Source organism: Rhodococcus sp. SMB37 (assembly GCF_004345605.1).
Taxonomy (GTDB): Bacteria; Actinomycetota; Actinomycetes; order Mycobacteriales; family Mycobacteriaceae; genus Rhodococcus.
This window is the reverse complement of the sequence record NZ_SLVY01000001.1, coordinates 152846-164256: the sequence shown is the minus strand read 5'-3', so window position 1 is coordinate 164256 and position 11411 is coordinate 152846. Positions and strand designations below refer to the sequence as shown.

At 65.0% G+C, this 11411-nt stretch carries 9 protein-coding genes and 1 pseudogene; 6 read left to right on the top strand and 4 right to left on the bottom strand.

Annotation, left to right across the window (positions count from 1 at the left end; translation table 11 throughout):
- Positions 1–37 precede the first annotated feature (37 nt).
- Both kdpA and EV641_RS00780 read right to left on the bottom strand, forming a co-directional pair.
- Positions 38–1735, bottom strand: a pseudogene (gene kdpA, locus EV641_RS00785) (potassium-transporting ATPase subunit KdpA).
- 7 nt (positions 1736–1742) lie between these two features.
- Positions 1743–1841 (bottom strand): potassium-transporting ATPase subunit F, encoded by a 99-nt coding sequence (locus tag EV641_RS00780; protein ID WP_054713188.1) that lies wholly within the window; start codon positions 1839–1841, stop codon positions 1743–1745.
- A 460-nt stretch (positions 1842–2301) separates the two neighbouring features.
- Between EV641_RS00780 and EV641_RS00775 the strand changes: the two genes are divergently transcribed.
- The gene (locus EV641_RS00775; RefSeq protein ID WP_054713187.1) at positions 2302–2652 is read left to right on the top strand and encodes a hypothetical protein; all 351 of its coding nucleotides are present in this window, start codon (positions 2302–2304) and stop codon (positions 2650–2652) included.
- A gap of 42 nt (positions 2653–2694) precedes the next feature.
- Here the strand turns inward: EV641_RS00775 and EV641_RS00770 are convergent, their stop codons facing one another.
- The gene (locus tag EV641_RS00770; protein ID WP_132470131.1) at positions 2695–3876 is read right to left on the bottom strand and encodes an aminotransferase class I/II-fold pyridoxal phosphate-dependent enzyme; all 1182 of its coding nucleotides are present in this window, start codon (positions 3874–3876) and stop codon (positions 2695–2697) included.
- A gap of 212 nt (positions 3877–4088) precedes the next feature.
- On the opposite strand from EV641_RS00770, the gene EV641_RS00765 reads away from it, so the two are divergent.
- Entirely contained in the window at positions 4089–6884 is a 2796-nt protein-coding gene (locus EV641_RS00765; protein WP_132470129.1) for an aconitate hydratase, read from the top strand.
- A gap of 65 nt (positions 6885–6949) precedes the next feature.
- Here the strand turns inward: EV641_RS00765 and EV641_RS00760 are convergent, their stop codons facing one another.
- A complete protein-coding gene (locus EV641_RS00760; protein ID WP_132470127.1) occupies positions 6950–8659 on the bottom strand; it encodes an alpha/beta hydrolase in 1710 nt (569 codons plus the stop codon).
- A 40-nt stretch (positions 8660–8699) separates the two neighbouring features.
- Between EV641_RS00760 and EV641_RS00755 the strand changes: the two genes are divergently transcribed.
- From EV641_RS00755 to EV641_RS00740, 4 genes are all read left to right on the top strand, one after another.
- Positions 8700–9572, top strand: a complete 873-nt coding sequence (locus tag EV641_RS00755) for a TIGR03620 family F420-dependent LLM class oxidoreductase (RefSeq protein ID WP_132470125.1) — start codon at positions 8700–8702, stop codon at positions 9570–9572.
- 213 nt (positions 9573–9785) lie between these two features.
- On the top strand, positions 9786–10085 hold the full coding sequence (locus EV641_RS00750; RefSeq protein WP_132470123.1) for a protease inhibitor I42 family protein: 300 nt from the start codon (positions 9786–9788) through the stop codon (positions 10083–10085).
- A gap of 36 nt (positions 10086–10121) precedes the next feature.
- Entirely contained in the window at positions 10122–10592 is a 471-nt protein-coding gene (locus EV641_RS00745; RefSeq protein WP_132470121.1) for a nucleoside deaminase, read from the top strand.
- Positions 10593–10618: 26 nt separating this feature from the next.
- Positions 10619–11395: a hypothetical protein gene (locus tag EV641_RS00740; protein WP_054713184.1), complete on the top strand. Its 777-nt coding sequence runs from the start codon at positions 10619–10621 to the stop codon at positions 11393–11395.
- Positions 11396–11411 lie beyond the last annotated feature (16 nt).

Below are 11411 nucleotides of genomic sequence, written 5' to 3'. Positions count from 1 at the left end.
CGAGAGTCGGGGGACGTGAGGGGAGTAGTGGACGCGGTCAATGCAATGCCTCCGCGATCGGGCCCAGCACAAGGGCGGGGAAGAAGGTCAGTGCCGCCACCAGAACGGCTGTGCCGGTCAGAAGTCCGGCGAACGCGACACCCGAGGTGGGCAGAGTGCCGGCGCCTGCGTGTACACGTTGCGCGGACGCCAGGGACCCGGCGAGAGCGAGGACGAAGACGATCGGCAGGAATCGCCCGAACAACATGCATCCCGAGGCTCGCCTGGAACCAGTCGTTCGTGACGGTGAGACCGCCGAAGGCGCTGCCGTTGTTGTTCGCCGCCGACGCGTACGCGTAGAGCACCTCGGTGAATCCGTGGATCACACCGGGCGTTCCGGGATCTCCCGAGTTGCCGAGAGCACCGGCCGTTGCCGGCAGGATGACGGCGATTTCAGTGCCGACCAGCATGAGGGCCGGCATCACCAGGATGCTCAGCGCGGCGAGGGTGATCTCCCGCGTGCGAAGTTTCTTGCCGAGGAATTCCGGTGTACGACCGACGAGCAGACCACCGACGAACACCGCCACCATCGCGATGACGAGAATTCCGTATGGTCCGGTTCCGACGCCACCCGACGCGATCTCGCTGAACAGCATGTTCAGCAGAACGGCGCCCCTCCGAGCGGCGACATGCTGTCGTGGGCGGAGTTCACCGCACCGGTGCTCGTGCCCGTGGTGGAAACCACGAACAGCACCGATCCCGGAATGCCGAAGCACACTTCCTTGCCCTCGAGCATCGCGCCGGCTGCATCGGCGGCGACACCGTGTGTGCGGGATTCGGCCGCGAGAGTCACTGCGAGTACCACGGTGTAGAGCGTCGCCATCACGGCCAGCACCGTCAGGCCTTGTCGGCGATGACCGATCATGGTGCCGAATGTGCGGGTGAGCGCGACCGGGATGAGCAGGATTGCAATGACCTCCACGATGTTGCTCACCGGCGTCGGGTTCTCGAACGGATGCGCCGAGTTTGCGGCGAGCACGCCGCCACTGTTGTGCCGAGTTCCTTGATCGCCTCCTGTGACGCGACCGGAGCCAACGCTGTGGTCATCGCGTGCCCATCGAGTCCCGGTGCGGCGAAACCGATCCGGTAGGACTGAATCACTCCCTGACTCAGCAGGATCATCGCGATGACGAACGAGAGGGGGAGCAGGATGCGTAGCGTGCCGCGGGTGAGATCCACCGAGAAATTGCCGATCTCCCCGCCCCGTCCGACGCGTACGAGCCCGCGATCAACGCGACGGCGACACCCATGCCCACCGCGGCGGACACGAAGTTCTGCACCGCGAGTCCGGCCGATTGGATCAGCGGGCTCATCGTGGTTTCAGGAACGTACGACTGCCAGTTTCGTGTTGGTGACGAACGAGATGGCGGTGTTGAACGCGACCGCGGGACTCACGCCCTCGAGTCCGTTGTTCAACGGGCAATACACCTTGGAGGCGTTGCAGACCGTAGAGGAGCATGATGCTCGCGAGGGAGAATCCCAGCACACTCGTGCCGTATCCCTACCAGGTCTGTTCAGCGCGGGAGTCGATACGGGAGGCACGGTAGACCAGCGACTCGATCCTCAGGTCGTTCGCCCGTAGGTCGGTGTCGGTGGTGTAGACCTTTGCCATGTAGTCGCCGAGGGGGACGTATACCGCTGCGAGGACTGCGATGACCAGAGCGATCTGCAGTCCCGCAGCAACAGCAGGAGTCATCGCGGCCTCAGAATCTCTCCGGATCGAGCAATGCGACCAGGAGATACACCACGATCACCGCTGCGACCACGGTGAGGACGGTGCTCGTCACTCCGGCCCACGTCATCTGCGTTCTCCAGTCCTGTGGAGATCGATGCTGTGGAGGGCACGCAATGTCAGGGCACACATCACGATCCCAGCGATCATCAGCGCCACATAGGCTCTTTTCCTGTCGTCGACACGGATCGGCGCCGGTCGGCGCCGCATAACACCATCGCGCCGGAGAGGCCCGCTCGGCTTCGATCCAAACGAAATCTTGACGCTGCCATCCGGTGTCCTGACGATTTGCTTACGCCATGTCGCCGAGTGATCCGGGTCGGCCTCGGGGAGATCCGTCCGAACCGGGGAAGCGTCGTTCGCCGGTATCGAACCGCCCTCGACGTTTGTTGCGGTGTTTCTTCTCGCACTGCTCGGCACTGCGACCGCCCGCACTCGGGGCTAGGCTCGGGCGTGGTAGTTGCCGCAGATGTCACCCACAGCACACGGTGCCCCAACGCACAACCTCCGATGTACCGGGACGTGATCGCATGAGCAATAACGCACCCACCGCCCGAACCGACGACCCGGCACAGATTGTGTCAGCACGCTACGAGGGCCGAAAGCTCGAAGTGTCCGGCCCGTACCGGATCTACCCGTCCGGATTGTGGTACTTCCGGTCGGGCGACTCCGACCCCGCGCCGACGTGGATTCCGTCGGGTCACCTCACAGAAACGGCTCGGGTGGCCGCGAGCACCGACGCCGGCGACCGAAGTCTGGTGGGTGCTGTCACGCATCCCTTGTTCGTCACCGGATTCGGATTCGTGATGGCCACACTGACGTGGCTGACCTCTGTCTTCAGGTCCCATCTCGATCCGGTGAGTGCTCGAGCGCTGAGGTGACGAGCGCGGCGAGACGGGCCGTTCGGGGGCCGTCGTCGGCAATCATATGGTGACGACCTCGAGGGCCTGTGTGAGGTCGGCGATGAGGTCGTCGGCATCCTCGAGGCCGACCGACAGCCGAATCATCGAGCCGGTGATTCCGCGTCGTCGCCGCTCCTGAGGTGAGAGGTCGTAGTGGGTGGTGGTCACCGGTTGCGTCACCAGGCTTTCGACGCCACCGAGACTCGGCGCCAACGCGAACAGGTCCAGGCGGTCGACCACCTGCACGGTCGTCTCGGTGTCACCGGCGATCTCGATCGTCACGATGCCGCCGAAACCTGACATCTGCTTCGCGGCGAGCGCGTGCCCGGGGAAGCTCGGCAGACCCGGGTACAGCACCCGTGCGACCCGAGGGTCGGCTTCCATCGCTTCCGCAACCGCCTGTGCATTCGCGTTGTGCTGCTTGACGCGGACGATCAGTGTGCGCAGGCTCCGCGACAACAACGCTGCCGGCTCTGGTGCAATACACGACCCGAAACTCTTGCGCCACGGCTTCAACGGTTCGATCAGCTCGTCCGCGCCGAGCACGAGCCCGGCCGTGACATCCGAATGCCCGCCGAGATACTTGGTAGCCGAGTACGAGACGAGGTCGGCGCCGAGTGCGAGTGGCCGCTGGTTGACGGGCGAGGCGAACGTGTTGTCGACCGCCACGAGCGCACCGTGACGGTGCGCGGTCTCGGCGATCGCGGCGACGTCGTAGATGCCGAGTGCGGGGTTCGTGGGGGTTTCGAAGAACACCAGTTTCGGCCCTCCGCGGAGCACCTCGTCCAGACGATCGACTTCGTCGCCGAGCAGGAATGTGGTGGTGATGCCGAGCTGGGACAGTTGCGTGGTGAGCAGTTCCATGGTGCCGCCGTAGGCGTCGCCGACGCACACGATGCCCTCGCGTCCGTACTGAGCGAACAGTGCGGTCTCCGCGGCCATGCCCGAGCAGAAGGCCAATGCGCTCCCGGCGCCTTCGATCGACGTCATCGTCTCCTCTAGCGCGAAGATCGTCGGATTGAGCCCGTAGCGCGTGTAGAGCGGGCCCTTCCGGCGGCCATCGGCGACGTCGAGCAGCGCCGCAGTGTTCTCGAACGCGAAGGTCGTCGTGTTGTAGACCGGCAGGTGCGGCGCGCCGTGGGCATCGGTGATGCTGGTGCCGTGGATGGCCTGGGTCGACTGACCTGCTGATTTCTGCTTCACGCCTGAACTCCGTTCACGAATTGCGTTCGAGGGGACCTCCACGAGTATTGCGTGGGCCGCTGTGCCGAGTACGCGCCGATGCTCCCTACCGTCAGATCCTCTGACGGACTGCGGCAGGTGTCGTAGCGTCGAGGTGACACCGTTTCGGCACGGTGATCGAGGTGCGACGGTGTCGAACACGCACTCCAGCTGTGCAGCCCAGGAGGCACGATATGAGTCACGACAGTTTCAGCACACGAGACACACTCACCGTCGGAGACACCGACTACCGCATCTATCGCATCGACGGCGTGCCGGGCGCGGACCATCTTCCTTACAGCCTCAAGGTCCTGCTCGAGAATCTGCTGCGCACCGAGGACGGCCGGCTGGTCACGCGGGAACAGATCGAAGCGGTCGCGGGATGGGATCCGGCCTCCACCCACAATCCTGAAATCCAGTTCTCGCCGGCCCGCGTGCTCATGCAGGATTTCACCGGTGTGCCGTGCGTGGTGGACCTCGTCGCGATGCGCGATGCCGTGACGACCCGCGGTGGCGACGCCACCCGGATCAATCCGCTCATCCCCACCGAACTCGTCATCGACCACTCGGTGATCGCCGACGTGTTCGGCACCGAGGACGCATTCCGCATCAACACCGATCTCGAATTCTCACGTAACCGCGAACGCTACGAACTGTTGCGGTGGGCGCAGGGCGCCTTCGACGACTTCAAGGTCGTCCCACCGGGCACCGGCATCTGCCACCAGGTCAACCTCGAGTATCTCGGTCGGGTCGTCTTCACCCGCGAGACCGAAGACGGAGAGACGCTGGCCTACCCGGATTCGCTGGTCGGAACTGATTCGCATACCCCGATGATCAACGGAATCGGTGTCGTCGGGTGGGGCGTCGGCGGAATCGAAGCCGAGGCCGCGATGCTGGGCCAGCCCGCCTCGATGCTGATCCCGCAAGTCGTAGGATTCAAGCTCAAGGGAGAACTGGGGGAGGGCACCACCGCCACCGACCTGGTTCTCACCGTCGCCGAAATGCTGCGCAAGACCGGCGTGGTGGGAAAATTCGTCGAGTTCTTCGGACCCGGCGTAGCGAATGTGCCGCTTGCCAATCGCGCCACGATCGGCAACATGAGTCCCGAATACGGCTCGACCATCTCCATCTTCCCGATCGACGACATCACCCTCGACTACATGCGCCTCACCGGCCGATCCGACGATCAGGTGCGTCTCGTCGAGGCGTACGCGAAGGAACAAGGGTTGTGGCACGATCCCGCCCGCGAACCCGCATACAGCCAGGTCGTCGAACTCGACCTGTCGACAGTGCGGCCGTCGATCGCCGGCCCCAAACGGCCACAGGACCGGATCCCGGTGGCTCTCGCACCCCAGGCGGTCGGCGCGCTGCTCGCAGGCGCTGATGTGCCCGGCGTCGTCGCACAAGTGCAGGAGGTGGGTCTCGACGAAGGCTCGATCGAGTCGTTTCCTGCGAGCGATCCCGTCGCCATCTTCGGTAAGGACACCAGCGCACCACCGCGTAATCCCCTGCCCGACGACTTCGCCGCAGCCGATCCGCCGTCGAAAAAGGTGCCCGTGCGCATCGGCGACGGGCCCGAATTCGAACTCGACCACGGTCACGTCGTGATCGCGGCGATCACGTCGTGTACCAATACGTCGAACCCCTCGGTGATGATCGCTGCGGGCCTACTTGCCAAGAAGGCGGTGGAGAAGGGTTTGCGCAGCAAACCGTGGGTGAAGACCACCCTCGCACCCGGGTCGAGGATCGTCACCGACTATTACGAACGCGCGGGACTCACGCCGTATCTCGAGAAGCTCGGCTTCAACCTCGTGGGATACGGATGCACCACGTGTATCGGCAACTCCGGTCCCCTGCTCGACGAAATCGCCTCCGCGGTCGACGAACACGATCTCAACGTGTCGGCCGTTCTGTCGGGCAACCGTAATTTCGAAGGCAGGATCCATCCGCAGACGAAGATGAACTTCCTCGCCTCGCCGCCGTTGGTGATCACCTATGCACTCGCGGGGTCGATGCTCGTCGACCTCCTCGAGGGCGAACTCGGCACCGACACCGACGGCAACCCCGTGTTCCTGCGCGACATCTGGCCGTCCACCGAGGAGATCCAATCCGTCATCGACGAGTGCGTGCGCTCGGAGATGTTCGAATCCGGCTACGCCGACGTGTATCACGGCGACGACACATGGCGGAACCTGGATGTCCCCACCGGTGAGGTGTTCGAGTGGAAGGACGATTCGACATATGTGCGGCGCCCACCGTACTTCGACGGGATGACAGCCGAACCCGAGCCGCTGCGCGACATCGCGGGTGGGCGGGTGCTGGCACTCCTCGGCGACTCGGTCACCACCGACCACATCTCCCCGGCCGGCGCGATCCGCCGCGAGAGTCCCGCCGGACGCTATCTACAGGAGCACGGTGTCGATGCGGCGGACTTCAATTCGTACGGGTCGCGGCGCGGCAATCACGAGGTGATGATCCGCGGCACCTTCGCCAACATTCGGCTGCGGAACCAACTCGTCCCCGACGTCGAAGGGGGGGTGACCCGGTACCTTCCCACCGGCGAACAGATGGACATCTACGACGCCGCACAGAGATACGCGGACGACGGCACACCGTTGGTCGTACTGGCCGGCGCCGAGTACGGATCGGGCTCGTCGCGTGATTGGGCGGCCAAGGGCACTCTGCTGCTGGGAGTGCGCGCGGTGATCGCTCAGTCGTACGAACGTATCCACCGTTCGAACCTCATCGGAATGGGAGTGCTGCCACTGCAATTCCCCGACGGCGCTTCGGCCGAGAGCGTGGGCCTGACAGGGGAGGAAGAATTCGAGATCACCGGGCTGGCGGGAGTCGATGCGATACCCGAGACCGTGCACGTGCGCGCGGGAGACATCGAGTTCGATGCGAAGGTGCGCATCGACACCCCGGCAGAGGCGGAATACTTCCGGCACGGCGGCATCCTGCAGTACGTGCTCCGCCGGCTCGCCGTATGACCGCGTCTGCCGGACTGCCTGCCGACATGTTCGGACCATCGGCGCGGTAGGCCGATTCGAGCGGTTCAGTCGCCGAGGTGCATGTCGGAGATCGCGTCCGCGACCCGCTGGGTGTCGGCGTCCGTCCACTCGCCGGGCGCCGTGACCGCCGCCCACCCGTACGGGATGACGTCCTCGTAGTTGTGACCATGCCCGACCGGAGGCGACGTGCCGACCATGATGTCCGCCGCCACCTGCCAGAACGTGACGATCGGATACCAGCGCATCGACGGCACCCGGTCCGCGCCCGGTGGCTCGGCGAGCCAATCGGGTCGCTCGAACAGCAACCCGGGGCCCCACCACACCACCGGGTCCGATGCATGCTGCAGGTACAGCACGCGCGGATCGTGCCATGGTCCGTCGGAGGATCCCAGATCCTGACGACTCGCAGCGAAACGCACTTCGAGACCGTCGTGGTACTCCGGAAGTACCTCCGGCGAGCCGGGATCGCGAGCGGCGACGATGCTCCGCCACAGCGAGTTGGAGTTGGGCGGACCCACGAACAGTGCGCCGTCGATGTCACTGCGCAGATCGACGAGGCCGTCGAACGCCGCCTCGGCAGACTGCGATCCGAGACTCTCGCCGTACACCACCAGCTTCGGGCGTCGATCCTCGGGAAGTTGCGCCCATCGCTCGTGCACGCCGTGGATGAGCGCGTCACCGGCCGCTTTCGCGGCCGAACCGTCGACGAGGAACGAAATCCAGCTCGGCAGGAACGAATATTGGATCGCCGCGATCGCCGAATCACCGTTGTAGATCATTTCGATCGAATCCGCCGCAACCGGATTGACCCACCCGGTGCCCGTCGTCCCCGACACCACCAGGATGTCCCGCTCCCACGCCTCGGTCCGGTCCAGTTCGTCGAGAATCAACTGCACCTGTGATTCGGTGGAGGTATCGGCCTGAAGCCCCGCGTACACCCGGATCGGTTCACGGGCGGGAGTGCCGTTGAGTTCGGTCAATTCGTCGGCCCGCAGGCCACCGTCGGCAAACGTGCGGCCCTGCCTGCCGAGACTGTCCCACGACGATGTCGACGCAGAACTGCCGGACCGTTCCGGTTCCAGCGGTTGTGCGACGCCCGGATCGGTGCTGTTGTTGTCGGACGCGAACACGAATCGTGCGGCGGTCGACGTGCTCGCGAGGATCACCTGGTCGACGAAGACCACCGCCGCCACCGCCAGCACCGCTGGTGCGATCACATGAGCTGCGGGAACCGGGATGCGCAGCCGTGCACTGAGGAACTGCGCGAACCCGCGGGCCACGCGGCGCAGGCCACGCCCGATCAGCAGGAGAACAGCGAAGATCGCGACACTGACCAGTCCGGTACGCAGATACGCGAACGACGTGGTGTCCTCGATACCCATGAGCGCGCGGATATCGTTCTGCCAGTTCGCCGCGACCAGCAGGGATCCGGTCACCGTGACGAGAGCAAGAACAGTCACGACGATCTGCGCAATGATGCGGGCGGTGCGTCGCCTGCGCCACCATGTGAGTCGCGGTGCGATCCAGCGGCGCGCCGGATAGGCGAGCAGAACTCCGATTCCGTATCCTGTGACGCTCGTGATTCCGCTGATGAGACCTTGATACAGCCATTCCCGGGGAATCAGCGACGGACTCAGACTCCACGCGAAGAAGAACACCGCAACCACGAGCCCGACGAAATCCAGCCCGAATACAGAGTAGTACGGCCGCTGTTCGACGGTCGGGGTGCCGTCGAGGGCCGATGCGGTCGTCATCCGCCGACGGTATCCCGACGCGGGCAGATAGTGTCGGATCATGACACGACGAGTGAGTGTATGGGGCGGCGGATTCTGGCTGAGTCGGAAAACCAGGGAAGCCGCTCTCGATGCGGCGCGGGAACTCGACGAGTTGGGCTATTCGAGGCTATGGACGTCGGGTGGGTTCGGCGAGGGGGTGCCCTCGATCTACGGCGAGGTGCTCGCTGCGACATCGAAGCTCGGTGTTGCGAGTGGAATCATCAGTATCTGGCACGCGGACCCGTCGGACGCCGCGGCGTCCGTCGACGGATTCGAGCGAGACCATCCCGGACGTTTCCTGCTGGGCCTGGGCACGAGCCACGGGCCCGTCGTCGACGCGACCGAAGCCGGCCGCTACACGAAGCCCTACAGCCGCATGGTCGACTACCTCGATGCGTTGGATGCAACGGACACCCCGGTTCCCGCGGGTCGTGTCGCGCTGGCAGCGCTCGGTCCCCGCATGCTGACGCTGTCGGCCGAGCGCACCGCGGGCGCACATCCCTATTTCGTTCCCGCCGAACACACTGCACAGGCCCGGGAAATTCTCGGCGACGGCCCGCTTCTGGCACCCGAAGTCGCCGTGGTGCTCGACGAGAACGAAGACACCGCCCGAGGAATCGCACAGGAGTACATGCGGGGCTACCTGTCGCTTCCGAACTACTCCAACAATCTCCTGCGTCTCGGTTACACCGAGGTCGATGTGGCGGGAGCAGGCAGCGAGCGGTTGCGCGAGGCACTGATTCCGTCGGGCAGCATCGAACGTGTCGTCGCCGGGATCGAACGGCACTACGAGGCCGGCGCCGACGAGGTGCCCATCCAGGTACTGACAGCAGACCCGACATCGTTCCCCACACAGGCATACCGAGACCTCGCCGCCGCACTCATCGCCTGACTCGAAGAAAACCCCACCCGCGCCCGAGCGAATGTATCGCTGGATCTCCTGAACGAGACGAGTGAGCCACTCGCTCGGCCCGGTGTGAGCAACCGGACCGGCTGGACAGCCGGGTCTACCGGAACGACGACCCGGTGCCGACGCCGTCGGCGAAGGTGGTGGTCACGGTCCATAGTGGTGGTCTACATCACATTATCGCCGTACCCTGGATCCATGAAGCACATCACCACTGGTCCGCGCGATTTGACGGTCGATGTGGGGGACACCATCGAATTGCATCTGCCGGAGAACACTTCCCGCGACTACTGCTGGTCGACGACCCGGATCGGGAAGGGACTCAACCTGCGCGACATCAGGTTCGTCCCCTCGAAGAATCCGTTGCCCGGAGCCACGAGCGAACGGGTGTTCTATCTCCGTGCGAAGCGGCCGGGGGCATGGCCGTTGTCGCTGCGGATGCGCCGGCACCTGGACCTGTCCGCGGCGCTCGCCGATATGACCGTCACGGTGACGTGAGTCTTCTTCACTGAAGGTGACCTGAGGTTTCGCGGGATGGACATCGACGCATACGCGCTCCTCGACGTCGCCCTCACCGAGGCCGAGCAGGGACTTTCCGAGGGTGGCATACCGATCGGAGCGGCGCTGTTCGACGCCGATGGCGCACTGCTCGGCCGGGGGCGCAACAGACGCGTCCAAGACGACGATCCGACGATCCACGCCGAGACCGCTGCGTTCCGCGCGGCCGGCCGCCGACGCGATTACAGGTCGACGGTCATGGTGACGACGCTGTCGCCGTGCTGGTACTGCAGTGGCCTGGTGCGCCAGTTCGGTATCGGGTCGGTCATCGTCGGGGAAGCGGTCACGTTCTACGGTGGTCACGATTGGCTTGCCGACAACGGAGTGTCGGTGACTGTGCTGGACGACCCTCGCTGTGTCGCGCTGATGACCCGGTTCATCGATGAGTCGCCGGAACTGTGGGATGAAGATATCGGCGTCGCTCCGTCATCCGATCGCCTACCCTGAATCGGAGGCAACGGACGGGGGGAACAGTGTCGTCGGCGCATCGACCGCTCGAGCTCGCCTGGGTCGGTGTCGCTGCGCTCGTGGTGGTCTCATGCGGCTCACCGAGCGAGCACTCGGAACCGCTACCGGCCGACCAGTTGGTGTTCAGCGTCGGGTCCAGCGGCCACGGATGGACGCCGTACGTGGTCGAGGCGATTCGGTCACCGGTGATCTCGGTCTACGGCGACGGCCGTGTGGTCTTCACCGGGCGAAACGAACCCGCCACTATGGCTCCGCCGGAATATCTGGTGGTACAGGCGGATCCGGACGATGTCGCTCGTTTCGCCGACGAACTCGAGGGGCAGTACCTCATCGATCTGGGCACCGATGTCGGAAGTCCCGGTGTGACCGATCAAGCGACGACCACCATCACCTTCCACGGACGTGGTGACGCCTCCGAATTGCGTGTCTACGCGTTCGGTACGCGATTCGAGCGGGATCTCCCGTCGAGCGCGCTCGAGAATCGAGAAGCACTGCGCGGCGTGATCGAGGGCGCCTGGGACCTGGCCGAGGGTGACGCCGAGCCTTATGATCCGGACACTGTGCACGTCCACGCACCGACCGCGGGGACCGCCCCGGACGACGATGTCCCGTCGTGGCCCGGTCCCGATCCCGCAACGTTCATGACGGGAGACCCCGGATCGCCAGGAGTGATCACCGGGGATGCCGCCGCCGTCGTCTACACCGCAGCGCGAGAGAATCCGGACGCATGGTGGAGGACCGACGACGAGGTGGTGCGGCTCGTCGTGGACCCCGTCCCGTGAACGGCTGCTCGGTGGC

Excerpts from the sequence above, each read along its gene's own strand:
- EV641_RS00750 (WP_132470123.1), top strand. The coding sequence starts at position 9,786 with ATGAAGCACATCACCACTGGTCCGCGCGATTTGACGGTCGATGTGGGG.
- EV641_RS00765 (WP_132470129.1), top strand. The coding sequence starts at position 4,089 with ATGAGTCACGACAGTTTCAGCACACGAGACACACTCACCGTCGGAGAC.
- EV641_RS00755 (WP_132470125.1), top strand. The coding sequence starts at position 8,700 with ATGACACGACGAGTGAGTGTATGGGGCGGCGGATTCTGGCTGAGTCGG.
- EV641_RS00780 (WP_054713188.1), bottom strand. The coding sequence starts at position 1,841 with ATGACGTGGGCCGGAGTGACGAGCACCGTCCTCACCGTGGTCGCAGCG.
- EV641_RS00775 (WP_054713187.1), top strand. The coding sequence starts at position 2,302 with ATGAGCAATAACGCACCCACCGCCCGAACCGACGACCCGGCACAGATT.
- EV641_RS00760 (WP_132470127.1), bottom strand. The coding sequence starts at position 8,659 with ATGACGACCGCATCGGCCCTCGACGGCACCCCGACCGTCGAACAGCGG.
- EV641_RS00745 (WP_132470121.1), top strand. The coding sequence starts at position 10,122 with ATGGACATCGACGCATACGCGCTCCTCGACGTCGCCCTCACCGAGGCC.